This is a genomic window from uncultured Lutibacter sp. (assembly GCF_947493565.1).
Lineage (GTDB): Bacteria > Bacteroidota > Bacteroidia > Flavobacteriales > Flavobacteriaceae > Lutibacter > Lutibacter aestuarii.
This window is the reverse complement of sequence record NZ_CANLRG010000005.1, coordinates 269,767-282,535: the sequence shown is the minus strand read 5'-3', so window position 1 is coordinate 282,535 and position 12,769 is coordinate 269,767. Positions and strand designations below refer to the sequence as shown.

At 28.8% G+C, this 12,769-nt stretch carries 19 protein-coding genes; 5 read left to right on the top strand and 14 right to left on the bottom strand.

Annotated features, from left to right (window positions below; translation table 11 throughout):
- Nucleotides 1-224: 224 nt before the first annotated feature.
- The 9 genes from Q0714_RS08370 to Q0714_RS08330 form a co-directional block, all read right to left on the bottom strand.
- The gene (locus tag Q0714_RS08370) at nt 225-581 is read right to left on the bottom strand and encodes a glyoxalase (RefSeq protein ID WP_298264160.1); all 357 of its coding nucleotides are present in this window, start codon (nt 579-581) and stop codon (nt 225-227) included.
- The gene (locus Q0714_RS08365; RefSeq protein ID WP_298264158.1) at nt 578-1,084 is read right to left on the bottom strand and encodes a CIA30 family protein; all 507 of its coding nucleotides are present in this window, start codon (nt 1,082-1,084) and stop codon (nt 578-580) included. Before Q0714_RS08365 ends, Q0714_RS08370 begins: the two co-directional genes overlap by 4 nt.
- A 30-nt stretch (nt 1,085-1,114) precedes the next feature.
- On the bottom strand, nt 1,115-1,600 hold the full coding sequence (locus tag Q0714_RS08360; RefSeq protein WP_298264156.1) for an SRPBCC family protein: 486 nt from the start codon (nt 1,598-1,600) through the stop codon (nt 1,115-1,117).
- A gap of 4 nt (nt 1,601-1,604) precedes the next feature.
- Nucleotides 1,605-2,066 (bottom strand): TspO/MBR family protein, encoded by a 462-nt coding sequence (locus Q0714_RS08355; RefSeq protein ID WP_298264155.1) that lies wholly within the window; start codon nt 2,064-2,066, stop codon nt 1,605-1,607.
- Nucleotides 2,066-2,545: a glutathione peroxidase gene (locus Q0714_RS08350; protein WP_298264229.1), complete on the bottom strand. Its 480-nt coding sequence runs from the start codon at nt 2,543-2,545 to the stop codon at nt 2,066-2,068. Before Q0714_RS08350 ends, Q0714_RS08355 begins: the two co-directional genes overlap by 1 nt.
- A 97-nt stretch (nt 2,546-2,642) precedes the next feature.
- Nucleotides 2,643-3,326, bottom strand: coding sequence for an SDR family NAD(P)-dependent oxidoreductase (locus Q0714_RS08345; protein ID WP_298264153.1), 684 nt, complete (start codon nt 3,324-3,326; stop codon nt 2,643-2,645).
- Nucleotides 3,327-3,335: 9 nt separating this feature from the next.
- Nucleotides 3,336-3,557, bottom strand: coding sequence for a hypothetical protein (locus Q0714_RS08340; protein ID WP_298264152.1), 222 nt, complete (start codon nt 3,555-3,557; stop codon nt 3,336-3,338).
- Nucleotides 3,558-3,560: 3 nt separating this feature from the next.
- Nucleotides 3,561-4,262 (bottom strand): GTP cyclohydrolase I FolE, encoded by a 702-nt coding sequence (gene folE / locus Q0714_RS08335; protein WP_298264151.1) that lies wholly within the window; start codon nt 4,260-4,262, stop codon nt 3,561-3,563.
- Nucleotides 4,225-4,638, bottom strand: a complete 414-nt coding sequence (locus tag Q0714_RS08330) for a 6-carboxytetrahydropterin synthase (RefSeq protein ID WP_298264150.1) — start codon at nt 4,636-4,638, stop codon at nt 4,225-4,227. The genes folE and Q0714_RS08330 overlap by 38 nt, the downstream gene beginning before the upstream one ends.
- A gap of 166 nt (nt 4,639-4,804) precedes the next feature.
- Here Q0714_RS08330 and Q0714_RS08325 point away from each other — a divergent pair, with 166 nt between their 5' ends.
- From Q0714_RS08325 to Q0714_RS08310, 5 genes are all read left to right on the top strand, one after another.
- Entirely contained in the window at nt 4,805-5,461 is a 657-nt protein-coding gene (locus Q0714_RS08325) for a TetR family transcriptional regulator C-terminal domain-containing protein (RefSeq protein ID WP_298264148.1), read from the top strand.
- A 6-nt stretch (nt 5,462-5,467) separates the two neighbouring features.
- Nucleotides 5,468-6,781 carry an AarF/UbiB family protein gene (locus Q0714_RS08320; RefSeq protein ID WP_298264147.1) on the top strand — a complete coding sequence of 438 codons (1,314 nt, stop codon included), beginning with the start codon at nt 5,468-5,470 and terminating at the stop codon, nt 6,779-6,781.
- On the top strand, nt 6,781-7,254 hold the full coding sequence (locus Q0714_RS08315) for a flavin reductase family protein (protein ID WP_367181335.1): 474 nt from the start codon (nt 6,781-6,783) through the stop codon (nt 7,252-7,254). Before Q0714_RS08320 ends, Q0714_RS08315 begins: the two co-directional genes overlap by 1 nt.
- Before the next feature lie 3 nt (nt 7,255-7,257).
- A complete protein-coding gene (locus tag Q0714_RS14220; RefSeq protein ID WP_367181334.1) occupies nt 7,258-7,398 on the top strand; it encodes a hypothetical protein in 141 nt (46 codons plus the stop codon).
- A gap of 175 nt (nt 7,399-7,573) precedes the next feature.
- A complete protein-coding gene (locus tag Q0714_RS08310; protein WP_298264146.1) occupies nt 7,574-8,998 on the top strand; it encodes an SDR family oxidoreductase in 1,425 nt (474 codons plus the stop codon).
- A gap of 1 nt (nt 8,999) precedes the next feature.
- On the opposite strand, the gene Q0714_RS08305 is transcribed toward Q0714_RS08310, so the two are convergent.
- The 5 genes from Q0714_RS08305 to Q0714_RS08285 are packed head-to-tail and all read right to left on the bottom strand — an operon-like array spanning nt 9,000 to nt 12,752.
- Nucleotides 9,000-10,286 carry a deoxyribodipyrimidine photo-lyase gene (locus tag Q0714_RS08305; RefSeq protein ID WP_298264145.1) on the bottom strand — a complete coding sequence of 429 codons (1,287 nt, stop codon included), beginning with the start codon at nt 10,284-10,286 and terminating at the stop codon, nt 9,000-9,002.
- Nucleotides 10,287-10,979: a lycopene cyclase domain-containing protein gene (locus Q0714_RS08300; RefSeq protein WP_298264143.1), complete on the bottom strand. Its 693-nt coding sequence runs from the start codon at nt 10,977-10,979 to the stop codon at nt 10,287-10,289.
- Nucleotides 10,976-11,416 carry a sterol desaturase family protein gene (locus Q0714_RS08295; protein ID WP_298264141.1) on the bottom strand — a complete coding sequence of 147 codons (441 nt, stop codon included), beginning with the start codon at nt 11,414-11,416 and terminating at the stop codon, nt 10,976-10,978. The genes Q0714_RS08300 and Q0714_RS08295 overlap by 4 nt, the downstream gene beginning before the upstream one ends.
- Nucleotides 11,413-11,913 (bottom strand): hypothetical protein, encoded by a 501-nt coding sequence (locus Q0714_RS08290; RefSeq protein WP_298264139.1) that lies wholly within the window; start codon nt 11,911-11,913, stop codon nt 11,413-11,415. The genes Q0714_RS08295 and Q0714_RS08290 overlap by 4 nt, the downstream gene beginning before the upstream one ends.
- Nucleotides 11,913-12,752, bottom strand: a complete 840-nt coding sequence (locus Q0714_RS08285; RefSeq protein WP_298264137.1) for a phytoene/squalene synthase family protein — start codon at nt 12,750-12,752, stop codon at nt 11,913-11,915. The genes Q0714_RS08290 and Q0714_RS08285 overlap by 1 nt, the downstream gene beginning before the upstream one ends.
- Between the last annotated feature and the right edge of the window lie 17 nt (nt 12,753-12,769).

Sequence of the window (12,769 nt, the reverse complement as noted above, 5' to 3'; positions counted from 1 at the left end):
TTATTTTCAATTACTTATCTTTTTTTAAATCTAGTAGTAGAAACATTTTGTAACAAAAATGACAAAAGGACAGCAATAGTTTTTAATCGTATTTTAAATTGTTTTTCAAATAATTAACTAAAATTTAAACATACTTTTATATTTAAACGTTTAAATTAAATAAAAAGAATTTTGCAGCTAAATTCCTAAAGATAAAGTGATAAATCTACTTCTGAAAATGGGAATTAAAATGCTTTTAAAATACGTTGTTTTACGATGCCTAAGATTCTTTTATTTATTTCTTTAGAAAAAATTTTATAAAAATTGAATTCTGCTACAGAAAACTGACCAATTACAAACCCTTTAACCTCGCTCTTTAAATTTTGGTCTTTTAAAAAAGCGGTTGCAATAAACTTATTTTTTTGGTCTTCTGTTAGGTTTATGAATTCTATTTTTTTTGATTTGGCATAATTCTGAAAATAAACAACTATTAAATCATTTAAAGACTTAATGATTGGACGCAGAGATTCATTCTGAAACTTTTCAATATCCTTTGTTTTATCAAGTATTAAAGCATTAGGTATTACTGGTCTTGTTTTCATTCTAAAGTAATAGAATCGATGATTAATTTAAATGATTCATTTTTTTTATTTCCTATTAAAAAACCAATTTCTTCTAATTCATTTCCTGAAAAATTTGGTAAGTCTAATTTTCTACCTCTAAAAACAGGAGAAAAATCTGATAAATTAATTTCAATTGTCTGCCAATCTCCATTGGTTTGAATATAATTAACATACGAGTATTGATTAAATCTGGATGGTTTTATTCTGAATTGATATTTTTTCCCATCGCCTTTTAAACGGATTTTAATTTTATTAAATTGGGAAATATCTATTTTATCAAAACGATGCCTTAATAATGAAAACCCACCATTGTTTTCTAAAGAAACTTCGCCTTTAAAAACAGCATTTCCTTCAGAATTTTTACTAATTGTACTTGTAGATTTTCCACCCATTACCACATCATTAACAATTGTCCAACTTGTAAGACTGGTGTTTTTTGAAAATTTTACAATGGTATAGTTAGTTTGAAGTGTTATTGACATTAGTACTATGTATTTTAAAATTAGCATTGTTTAATTTTTGTATTCTCCGAATAGATCAATTAACTTTTTGGTTCTGTAATTAAATATTTCGGTTAGTTTTGGTTTTACTAAAATTGAATGAACCAATCTTCCTAAAAACCCAAACGGAACTTTATAATCTATAATATCTTCCATTTCAACTCCTCCATCAATTTCTTTTATAAAGTGTTTATGATGCCAAAGTGCGTAAGGTCCAAATCGCTGTTCATCTACAAAATACTGTTTATCTATTACGTGTGTTATTTCCGTTACCCAATTTGTTTTAATTCCTAAAACAGGAGTTACAATATATTGTATTATTTGTCCAGCAAACATTGGTTTGTCTGCACCAGAAAGTATATCAAAACTCATATAATCTGGTGTTATGGTTTTTAAGTTTTTAGGACTCGATAAAAAATCCCAAGCTTCATCTACCGTAATTGGTAACTTTTGCTTTGATGATAACCGATAAACAATTCCTTTTGATGAAAATTTCATTGAATTAATTCTTTATATATGTATAAGCATTTAAACTAGTTGCAATTAGCAACCATATAAAATAAGGTGCTATTAACAAGGATTTTAACTTCATATCGGCTAAAAAACTGAATAGATAATAACCCACTAATACGGTTAATAAAATAATTACTATTAAGGCAATACCTATAGCGTGCTGGTTAAAAAATATAAAGTTCCAAGATACGTTTAGTACAAATTGTATTATAAAAAGTGTCCAAAATAAGTTTGTTTGTTTAATATTCGCCAAATACGATAAGTATATTGAAAAACAGATCATTATGGTTGTCCAAGCCGCACCAAAAACCCATCCTGGTGGTGTCCAAGGAGCTTTATTTAAGGTTAAATACCAACCAGAAGATGGACCATTATTCATTAACCAACTACCAATACCTAGTGCTGCAAAATTTATGATTAAAAATAATACTAACCACATTAATTGTTTCATTATAGTTGCTTTGTGATTTTACTGCTCATTGGTTTTGTAAGTGAATAATAGAAATCGATATATTTTCCATTTTCATCAATTAAATACTTTTGAAAATTCCATTTTACCGAAGAACTTTTTACACCATTTAATTCTTTTTTTGTTAACCAAGCATATAAAGGATGTTGATTCTTTCCTTTAACATCAATTTTTTCGGTCATTAAAAATGTAACTCCATAATTTTGTTTGCAAAATGTTTGAATTTCTGTAAGCGTTCCTGGTTCTTGCCCACCAAACTGATTGCAAGGAAGCCCGATTACCACCAATTTATCTTTATACGTTTGGTGTATTTTTTCTAAACCTTCATACTGCCCTGTAAACCCACATTCCGATGCAGTGTTTACAAACAATATTTTTTTGCCTTTAAAATCGCTTAAATTAATTGGTTCACCTGTAATGCTATTTATTGAAATATCATATAATGAAGGTTGTGTGCTCATTGCTGTGTTGTTTAAATTTGTTTCGTTTATAAAAAATACTGAAAGTATGATACTTGTTATTAAACCTACTATTTTCATTTATCTATTTTATTTATGATTAATTTTTAAATGTAGTGATTCCGCAATCCATTTCAAATATTTGACCAGACATTGATGCTGATTTTTCTGAAATTAAAAATGAAGCCATTTCAGCAACTTCTTCAGGACTTAAATATTTTTTTAACGGATGCCTTTCTATCATTTGTTCTTTTTGTCGGTCGTTTCGTAATAATTTAGAAGCTAATGTTGTATCCGTAACCGTTGGCGCAATTGCATTTATTCTAATTTTTGGAGCATATTCTGCAGCTAATGATATTACCAAACCTTCGATAGCAGATTTTACACTTGCAACACTTGTATGAAATGGCATACCTAATTTTGAGGCAACTGTACTAAACATTAAAATACTTGCTTTATCGGCTTCTTTTAATTTTGGAATATATTTTTGAATCGCTTTTACTGCACCAATAAAATTAATGTCAAAATCGTTTTTAAAATCTTCTATTTTTAAACGTTCAAATGGTTTTAAATTTATACTTCCAGGGCAATAAATTAACGAATCTACTTTTTCAATTTCGGGCAATTCATCAGCTAAAACATCACACGCATAATGCGTTAAATTTTGATGCATTAATTCTGGTTGCGATCTACTTACATTTATTATTTTATGAGTTTCAAGCAACGAATTTGAAATGGCCGCTCCTATTCCTTTACTTCCTCCAATTATAACAACTGTTTTCATACTTTATTTTTAAATTGTAATGCGTAATTTTAAGCGTTTTTCAATTTTTTGTTTAATTACTGTTAAGCGCTTCATAATATCCATTAATTCAGGGTTTTTCGTTTTTTTATAAATCTCATTAATACCTAATATTAATGCTTTTACTTCTTTTGAAGCTATAATTCTATCGTTTGTAGATTTTAATGAAATTTTACGCTGTTCAAATTCTAACGCTTTCTCTACCAATTCCATAATTTATAATTTTAAATAATTTTGAAGTTCAACAATTTTTTCTGGTGTATTAAATACGCCTCCATAATAGCTAGTAACCGTAGCTGAAGAATCGTCTTTAATTCCTCTTGAAGCTACACATAAATGCTTTGCATCAACTATAACTGCAATATCTTTGGTGTCTAAAATTTCAGAAAGTTCTAAAGCAATTTGGTTTGTTAAACGCTCTTGCACTTGTGGTCTGTTAGCAAAATATTGCACAATTCTATTAATTTTCGACAATCCAATTACTTTTCCTGAAGAAACATAAGCTACGTGTACTTTTCCAAAAATGGGTACAAAGTGATGCTCACAATTAGAATAAAATTGAATGTTTTTTTCAACCAACATTTGGTTGTACTTGTATTTATTATCAAACAATGCAATTTTGGGTTTATTTTCAGGGTTTAATCCTGAAAATATTTCTTCAATATACATTTTCGCCACTCTTTTAGGTGTTCCTTTTAAAGAATCGTCGGTTAAGTCTAACCCCATAACATCCATTATTTGCGAAAATAAATCGGCTATCTTTTCTTTTTTTTCTTCGTCAGAAATATCAAAAGCAGTTTCTTTTAAAGGTGTTTCAATTCCTGTATATAAATGATCGTCTCCAATTTCATCAAAAGTAAAACCGTTTAATCTTGATCCGTTAGTAGGGATATTCAACAAAGTTTCTTGGTGTTTCATAAAGCTTAATTTTTAGTTCGTAGTTTTCCTCTATTAAAGGTCTTAATATGTTATAGGTAACAATTGCAATATTTTCTGCAGTAGGATTTAAATCTTTAAATTCAGCAACATCTAAATTCAAGTTTTTATGGTCGAATTTATTTAATACGTGCTCCTTTATTAAATCCGACAACTGTTTGGTATCTATAACATAACCTGTATCTTCATTAACTGTGCCAATTACTTTTACTTCTAATTCGTAATTATGCCCGTGATAATTTGGATTGTTACATTTACCAAATACTTTTAAATTCATTTCATCTGTCCAATTAGCATTGTGCAACCTGTGAGCCGAATTAAAATGTTCTCTTCTTGATATTGCTACCTTAAAATTCATTATGTTTATTTTATTTTACACAAAGTTAAACATTTTATTTTAACATTTAACTATTGATTATTTATTTTCTCTATACATTAATAAACTTTTAACATAGTAACCATTTTTTTTAATTGATTATTTTTGTTTAATTTGTATAAATATTTATTAGACAATATATAAAATTATGGGACGCACAAAACAATTAAATTCAACAGACATTATAAGTTTCTATATAGATTATGTTTTAGAGAACAACTCGAAACCCTCATCGGTTTATGCATTTGCAAAACAAAACAAATTTGAAGAAGCTATTTTTTACAAATTCTTTGGATCGTTTGAAGCTGTTGAGAAATCAATTTTCAATGCCTTTTTCGAAAACACCATTGCTGCATTAGCAAAAAGTAACGATTACGAAACATTTGATGCTCGCAACAAACTTTTAAGCTTCTATTATACATTTTTTGAAAACTTAACTGCCAACAGAAGTTATGTTGTAGCAACTTTAGATTCAAAAAAGTTAGATTTAAAAAAATTAGAAGCACTATCTAGCTTAAAAACAAGCTTTACAAATTATATAGATGCGCTTGGAATTGAAACCATAGATTTAAAACAAAAAAACATTGTTCAAATTCAACAAAAAAGCATTAAAGAAACTGCTTGGCTTCAACTGTTAATTACCATAAAGTTTTGGTTAGATGATAGCTCTGCCAATTTTGAAAAAACAGACATTTTTATTGAAAAATCTGTAAACACTAGCTTTGATTTAATTGACTCAACTCCTTTAAAAAGCATTATAGATTTTGGGAAGTTTTTATACAAAGAAAAAATGAACATTAACTAAATTATTATGCTAAAAACTATAGATACAATTCCAGTTTCTAAAATACAAAGAGCGACCAAACTAATGCAAACTGGCGCAAAAGTTGGTGTAAATTATTTAAAGTATTATGGAGATAAATTAGTTAGTACAGAAGACGAAGCTAAAGCAAAACTCAACAAAAATAATGCTGAAGATATATACGACGGATTGAAAAAGTTAAAAGGTAGCGCTTTAAAAGTTGCTCAAATGTTGAGTATGGAAAAAAGCGTTTTACCACAAGCCTATGTAGAGAAATTTTCTCTGTCGCAATTTTCTGTACCACCATTATCTGCACCACTAGTTGTAAAAACATTTAAAAAATATTTTGGAAAAGCTCCAAACGAGATATTTGACACCTTTAATGCTAATTCAGTAAATGCAGCAAGCATTGGGCAAGTACACAAAGCTGAAAAAGATGGCAAACAGTTAGCTGTTAAAATTCAATATCCTGGTATTGCAAACAGTATTTCTAGCGATTTAACTATGGTAAAACCTATTGCCATTAGTATGTTTAATATTAAAGGAAAAGATTCTGATAAATATTTTAAAGAAGTTGAAGATAAACTAATTGAAGAAACCAACTATTTAATTGAAATTCAGCAAAGTAAAGAAATTTCAGAAGCGTGCAAACACATTCCAAACTTATATTTTCCAAAATATTATGAAGAATATTCTTCGGAAAGAATTATTACTATGGATTGGATGCACGGTGAACATTTATCTGAATTTACTGCTTACAATACCGATGAAGAAAAAGCAAATAAACTAGGACAAGCTTTGTGGGATTTTTATATGTATCAAATTCATAAATTAAAAAAAGTACACGCAGATCCACATCCTGGAAATTTTTTAATATCAAAAAACGCTGATTTAATTGCCTTAGATTTTGGCTGTATAAAAACCATTCCTAATGATTTTTACGTTCCCTATTTTGAATTGGCTAAAAAGGAGAACATAAACAATCCTGAAATTTTTAAACAAAAATTATTTGAATTAGAGATTTTAAGAGCTGATGATTCTCCTGAAGAATTAGCCTTTTTTACTGCAATGTTTCACGATATGTTAAGTTTGTTTACGCAACCTTTTCATCAAGAAGTATTCGATTTTTCCGATCCACACTTCTTTAAACAAATTGCTGAATTGGGTGAGCGTTATTCTAAAAGCACTGAACTTAAAAAAATGAATGGTAACAGAGGCTCAAAGCATTTTATTTACATAAACAGAACATTTTTTGGATTGTATAATTTAATGTTCGATTTAAAAGCAACTGAAGTTCACATCAACAATTTTAATAATTTATAATGAAGCATTTTAATATTGATGAAATACATCAATTAGCGCATTTGTATAAAATAAACCTTATTAACAGTTGCACTGGTTACAAATCGGCCAACTTAATTGCAACAAAATCTATAAATAACACTACAAATGTTGCTGTTTTTAGTTCGGTAATACATTTAGGCTCTGCGCCGCCGCTACTTGGCTTTATTTTAAGACCTACAACTGTACCCAGAAATACTTACCAAAATATTATAGAAACTGGTTTTTATACTATAAATCACATTCATCAGGAAATTTTAGAAGATGCGCATCATACTTCAGCAAAATACAAACGCGAAATTTCAGAGTTCGATGTTACCAATTTAGAAACCGATTATAAAAATAATTTTATTGCGCCGTTTGTAAAAGATTGTCCTATTCAAATTGGAATGAAATATATTGAAGAATATGATATAAAATCGAATAACACAAAACTTGTTGTAGGAGAAATTTAAGAGTTGTATATTGAAGAAAAACTATTAAAAGAAGATGGTTTTGTAAATTTATCTGAAGGAAATATTGCAACCATAAACGGATTAAACGGTTATGCAGTTCCTACTTTAAAAGAGCGCTTTGAATACCAAAGACCTAAAAAGTAGTTACCTTTTAGAATATACATTAATTATTGATTAAAAACACCAACAATGGATAATGTAAAGTAGCTGTCATTCCTGCGAAGTCAGGAATCTATTTTCGTAACACTTGTATTCCTGCTTTCGCAGGAATGAAAAAAATAATATAATTATGAGATTTTAATCTTCAACTTAATAAAAAATGAAAATTCTAGTTACAGGAGCAACCGGTTATATTGGAAAACGTTTAATTCCTTTGTTATTAAACGATGGTCATACTATTGTTTGCACTGTGCGTGATAAAAATAGAGCGCCTAAACATTTTGTAAATGATAAAAATATACAAATTGTAGAAGTCGATTTTTTAAAATCAGATACTTTTAATAATATTCCCAAAGATATTGAAGCTGCTTATTACTTAATTCATTCTATGTCAAATTCCTCAACCGAGTTTCATACTTTGGAAGAAAATTGCGCTCAAAATTTTAAAAATTACATTGAAACAACTACCACAAAACAAGTAATTTATTTAAGCGGAATTACAAACGACACTAAATTATCTAAACATTTATTGTCTCGTAAAAATGTTGAAAACAGATTGGCTTCTAATAATTATGCTTTAACCACTTTTAAAGCAGGAATTATTGTTGGATCTGGTAGTTCTTCTTTTGAAATTATTAGAGATTTGGTTGAAAAATTACCATTTATGGTAACTCCAAAATGGTTGAATACCAAAACTCAACCAATTGCTATTAGAGATGTTTTGGCATTTTTGCAAAGAGCTATTGGTAAAAAAGAATTGTACAATAAATCATTCGATATTTTTGGACCTGAAATATTGACGTATAAGCAAATGCTTTTACAATTTGCCAAAATAAGAGGTTTAAAAAGACGCATTATTACTGTTCCGTTAATGACTCCAAAATTATCCTCGTATTGGTTATATTTTGTTACTTCAACTTCATATAAATTAGCAGCGTCATTGGTAAACAGTATGGGTATAGAAATTATTGGAAAACCCAGCAACATCTACCAATTATTAAAAGTAAGACCAATTTCATATCGAGAAGCTGTAGAAAATGCTTTTGTAAAAATTGAACAAAATAGCATTGTCTCTAGTTGGAAAGATTCTTTTATAAGTAGTGCTTTAGAAAGCGATTTACACAAACATATTAATGTTCCAACGTACGGTTGTTTTACAGATAAGAAAAAACGTACCATAAAAAATGAAAAATATACATTAGAAAAAATTTGGTCTATTGGAGGCAAAAACGGTTGGTATTATGGTACTTTTCTATGGAAATTACGCGGTTATTTAGATTTGCTTTTTGGCGGCATTGGTTTAAGACGCGGACGTACGCATCCAACAGAACTAAATAATGGCGATTCGTTAGATTTTTGGCGTGTAATTTATGCCAATAAAGAAGCAAAAAAATTATTATTGTATGCCGAAATGAAACTGCCTGGAGAGGCTTGGTTGGAATTTAAAATTGAAGATAATGTACTTTACCAAACTGCAACTTTTAGACCGCAAGGAATTGCAGGTCGCTTGTATTGGTATGCAGTTACTCCATTCCATTGGTTTGTTTTTAATGGAATGATTTCAAGATTAGTAAATCCACGTTAACTTATTGTACTAAAGATTTTTTAACAACCTCTAGATAACGTAAACGCGCAAATTTATGTTCAACAATTTCAGGAATATTTTTATAATTTGGGTTCCATTTTTTAACGTATTTTAAATCTGGATCAAATTTTTGTTGCTGCGTTGTTGGATTAAAAACTCTAAAATAAGGAGCCGAATCGCAACCTGTTCCAGCAACCCATTGCCAGTTTCCGTTGTTTACCGCTAAATCGTAATCCATTAACTTTTCAGCAAAATAAGCTTCTCCCCAACGCCAATCTATTAACAAATGTTTGTTTAAAAAACTTGCAACAATCATTCTAACTCGGTTGTGCATATAACCAGTTTGGTTTAATTCGCGCATTCCTGCATCAACAATTGGATAACCTGTTTTTCCTTCGCACCACAATTTAAATTCTTCCTCTTTATTTCGCCAAGGAATAAAATTATATTTCGGTTTAAAATTTTCATTCACCACATTTGGAAAGTGATACAAAATTTGCATAAAAAATTCTCTCCAGATAAGCTCGTTGCAATAGGTTTCGTTTTTAGTTTGCGCATATTTAAATAATTTACGCGTACTTATTAATCCAAACCTTAAATACACAGAATTATTAGAAGTGGCAACCGTTGGAAGATCTCTAAAGTTTTGATAATCTAAAATTGCATTTTTATTTATTGGCCTTACTTTTATTGTGCTTTTGGTAAAACCAATGTCGCTTAAAGAAGGGAAATTAAAGCTAGATTTTAAAAAGTTTTCTTTATAATTTTCTGAAGGAAGTAATTTTAGTTCTTGCGAATTGAATAAATTCCACCATTTATTTTTAAAAGGCGTGTACACTGTATAAGGTTTTCCGTCAGCTTTTAAAACTTCACCAGCTTCAAAAATAACCTGATCTTTATATTGGTGCACTTCAACATTGTTTTCAGCACATAAATTGGTTATTTCAGTATCTCTTTTAATTGCATAAGGCTCATAATCTTTATTAAAATATACTTTTTTTATGTTGAACTTATTTAAAAGCTCTTTCCAAACAGTAATTACTTCACCTTTTTGAATGTAAAATGAAGAATTATTTTTAGTTAAATCTGTATTTATGTTACTCAACGTATCGTGAATAAAATTTACGCGAGCATCGTTTTTTGGCAATTCATTTAAAATGGCTTCATCAAAAATAAAAATTGGAAGTACTGGATATTTTGAGTTTAACGCATAGAACAAGGCTGTATTATCGTGTAATCTTAAATCTCTTCGAAACCAAAAAATAGCAATTTCTTGTTTGTTTGTCATTTAGTTTTTATTAAAAATTGGCTTAAATTTTTCAATCAATACCGTTGCGCCATACAACATACTAAAGGCATAAAAAGCATCTTCAACCGGAACAGTTCCCATTCTAATTCCTAAATTTTCAGCATTGTTATACCAAACAACTTGATCTTCAATAAAACTTCCTGTTAACAGTCCGTTTACTATAAAAAACGGAATTAAAACCACAAGAAAAGTTAGATAAAACGATTTTAAAATAGTGTCTTTAGTTACCAACGCATAGATTAAAAGCGCTGCAAAAACGGAAAAATTTATAAGCGTATACCACTTATCGTAATTAAAAAACACAATTACAATTGCCACAATTAACAAACCAATGGTAATTAATTTTGTAAGCTTTTTTGGCAATGCTAAATTTATAAAGAAATACAACAAAGCGTAATGCGTAAAAATACTTGCATACGGAATAAAGAAAAAGAAAAGTACCTCTTCAAAAGGTAAATTTACAATAGTTGGACCCAATAAATATGCTGGATTAAATCCCCAAACCCCCATATTTGTAAACCAGACATCCCAAATTAAAAATGGTATAGCAACAATAGAAATAGCTAATAATACTGATTTCCAATACTGTATGAATCGCATTTTTTTTTCAAAACTATACAAAAATGGGATTGACAGCGAAGCTACATTTATAATAAAGTATAAAGCGGTCATATTTTAAAGTACTTAAAAGGAACGAATAACATACCAAAACATTCACCTTCTTCTTTTCCTAAATGTTTGTGATGTACTTTATGTGCTTTACGCAAGCCAATTAAATACTTATTATTTGTTTTATTGAACCATTTAAAACGCTTGTGAATTAAAACATCGTGTACTAAAAAATAGGCCATTCCGTACAACATAATTCCCAAACCAATAAAAAATAAATAGTTTAAACCTCCTTCAACACCAAAGTAAAATAAAGCTATACTTGGAATTGCAAAAATCACGAAAAAAACATCGTTTCGTTCAAACCAGTTTTGATATCTTGGTTGGTGGTGATCTTCGTGAAAATACCACAAAAAACCGTGCATAACGTACTTATGTGTTAGCCAAGTAACACATTCCATCAGTAAAAAAGTAGCTATTGTAATTAAGGCAAATATCATAATTTATCTAGTATTTGATGAATTTTATTTTTTCTAACTTCACTTAAATCGTCTACCAACAACATAGTATTTAATATTTTAATTTTAAAATTGTTGTTTAAGTTTGAAGTTACTATTTTATTAAAAATTATATTAAAATCTTCTTCAATATTTTTATTATAACCCAAAAAATCAGGTATTTGCTTTTGCATTAAAAAGCGTATATACCTAATCTCGATACTTGTTGGGTTTTCAACAATATCTTGATCCAATAATTTTTTTCCTTGTTTAAAATACTTCAATTTAGCAAAAGGCCCTTTTACATAGCGCGACTTCATTAAAATCATTGCCGCAGTATAGCCTATTGCTTCCGGAGAATCATCACTCTCTAATAAACTTATGTGTTCTTTTGCTTGCTCTAAAGACATTATATTCGGAAAATCTTGCCTTGCGCTCTCAAGCGGTGTTTGAAAATTTAAAGTTAAAAACGATACTACTATTATTGTAAAAATTTTCATTATAATAAATTAAGTTTATAAACTACAAAAGATTTTGCTAATAAACTTATTTTTAAAGGATTAGAAACTCTAATACGTGTGTTTAAAATTTCAGTTGATGGTGTTTTACTCAATTTATTCAACAATCTTTTATAATATACATAGGCTGTATACACACCAAATTTTGCTTCCATTGGAAGGTTTTTTATTCCAATTAAAGCATCGTTGAAATCAGCCTCAATATCTGCAATAATCTGAGCTTTTTCATTGGCATTTAATTCTTTTAAATTAACACCTGGAAAATATGAACGATTTAACAATTCATAATCATCTTTTAAATCACGTAAAAAATTAACTTTCTGAAAAGCAGAACCCAATTTCATTGCAGAATATTTTAATTCATCATATTTTTTATCATCACCTTTTACAAAAACTTTTAAACACATTAAACCAACAACATCGGCAGAGCCATAAATATACTCGTTATATTCTTCAACAGTATTGTAGGTTTCTTTGTTTAAATCTGCTTTCATACTTTTTAAAAACGATTGAATTAAATCGTCTGTAATATTGTATTTTTTAACCGTATGTTGAAAAGCATTTAAAACAGGATTTAAGCTAATATTGTTCTTATGAGCTTTATAATAATCAGCTTCAAACTCGTTTAATAGTATTTCTTTTTCATGGTTATGGAAAGAATCTACAATTTCATCAGCAAAACGAACAAAAGCATAAATACTGTAAATGGCTTCTCTAATTTTAGGAGACAACATATACACCGCTAATGAGAATGAAGTGCTGTATTTTCTGGTAACAATTTTGCTACATTTAAATGAGGTTTCGTCGAATAGCTGTTTCATTAAATTGATTTTTTTAG

Bases quoted from the DNA above. Each gene is read 5' to 3' on its own strand.
- Q0714_RS08330 (WP_298264150.1), bottom strand. From the start codon at position 4,638: ATGAATTTTAAGGTAGCAATATCAAGAAGAGAACATTTTAATTCGGCT.
- Q0714_RS08310 (WP_298264146.1), top strand. From the start codon at position 7,574: ATGAAAATTCTAGTTACAGGAGCAACCGGTTATATTGGAAAACGTTTA.
- Q0714_RS08370 (WP_298264160.1), bottom strand. From the start codon at position 581: ATGAAAACAAGACCAGTAATACCTAATGCTTTAATACTTGATAAAACA.
- Q0714_RS08320 (WP_298264147.1), top strand. From the start codon at position 5,468: ATGCTAAAAACTATAGATACAATTCCAGTTTCTAAAATACAAAGAGCG.
- Q0714_RS08340 (WP_298264152.1), bottom strand. From the start codon at position 3,557: ATGGAATTGGTAGAGAAAGCGTTAGAATTTGAACAGCGTAAAATTTCA.
- Q0714_RS08315 (WP_367181335.1), top strand. From the start codon at position 6,781: ATGAAGCATTTTAATATTGATGAAATACATCAATTAGCGCATTTGTAT.
- Q0714_RS08345 (WP_298264153.1), bottom strand. From the start codon at position 3,326: ATGAAAACAGTTGTTATAATTGGAGGAAGTAAAGGAATAGGAGCGGCC.
- Q0714_RS08290 (WP_298264139.1), bottom strand. From the start codon at position 11,913: ATGAAAATTTTTACAATAATAGTAGTATCGTTTTTAACTTTAAATTTT.
- Q0714_RS08305 (WP_298264145.1), bottom strand. From the start codon at position 10,286: ATGACAAACAAACAAGAAATTGCTATTTTTTGGTTTCGAAGAGATTTA.
- Q0714_RS08295 (WP_298264141.1), bottom strand. From the start codon at position 11,416: ATGATATTTGCCTTAATTACAATAGCTACTTTTTTACTGATGGAATGT.
- folE (WP_298264151.1), bottom strand. From the start codon at position 4,262: ATGAAACACCAAGAAACTTTGTTGAATATCCCTACTAACGGATCAAGA.
- Q0714_RS08325 (WP_298264148.1), top strand. From the start codon at position 4,805: ATGGGACGCACAAAACAATTAAATTCAACAGACATTATAAGTTTCTAT.
- Q0714_RS08360 (WP_298264156.1), bottom strand. From the start codon at position 1,600: ATGAAATTTTCATCAAAAGGAATTGTTTATCGGTTATCATCAAAGCAA.
- Q0714_RS08365 (WP_298264158.1), bottom strand. From the start codon at position 1,084: ATGTCAATAACACTTCAAACTAACTATACCATTGTAAAATTTTCAAAA.
- Q0714_RS08350 (WP_298264229.1), bottom strand. From the start codon at position 2,545: ATGAGCACACAACCTTCATTATATGATATTTCAATAAATAGCATTACA.
- Q0714_RS08355 (WP_298264155.1), bottom strand. From the start codon at position 2,066: ATGAAACAATTAATGTGGTTAGTATTATTTTTAATCATAAATTTTGCA.
- Q0714_RS08285 (WP_298264137.1), bottom strand. From the start codon at position 12,752: ATGAAACAGCTATTCGACGAAACCTCATTTAAATGTAGCAAAATTGTT.
- Q0714_RS08300 (WP_298264143.1), bottom strand. From the start codon at position 10,979: ATGACCGCTTTATACTTTATTATAAATGTAGCTTCGCTGTCAATCCCA.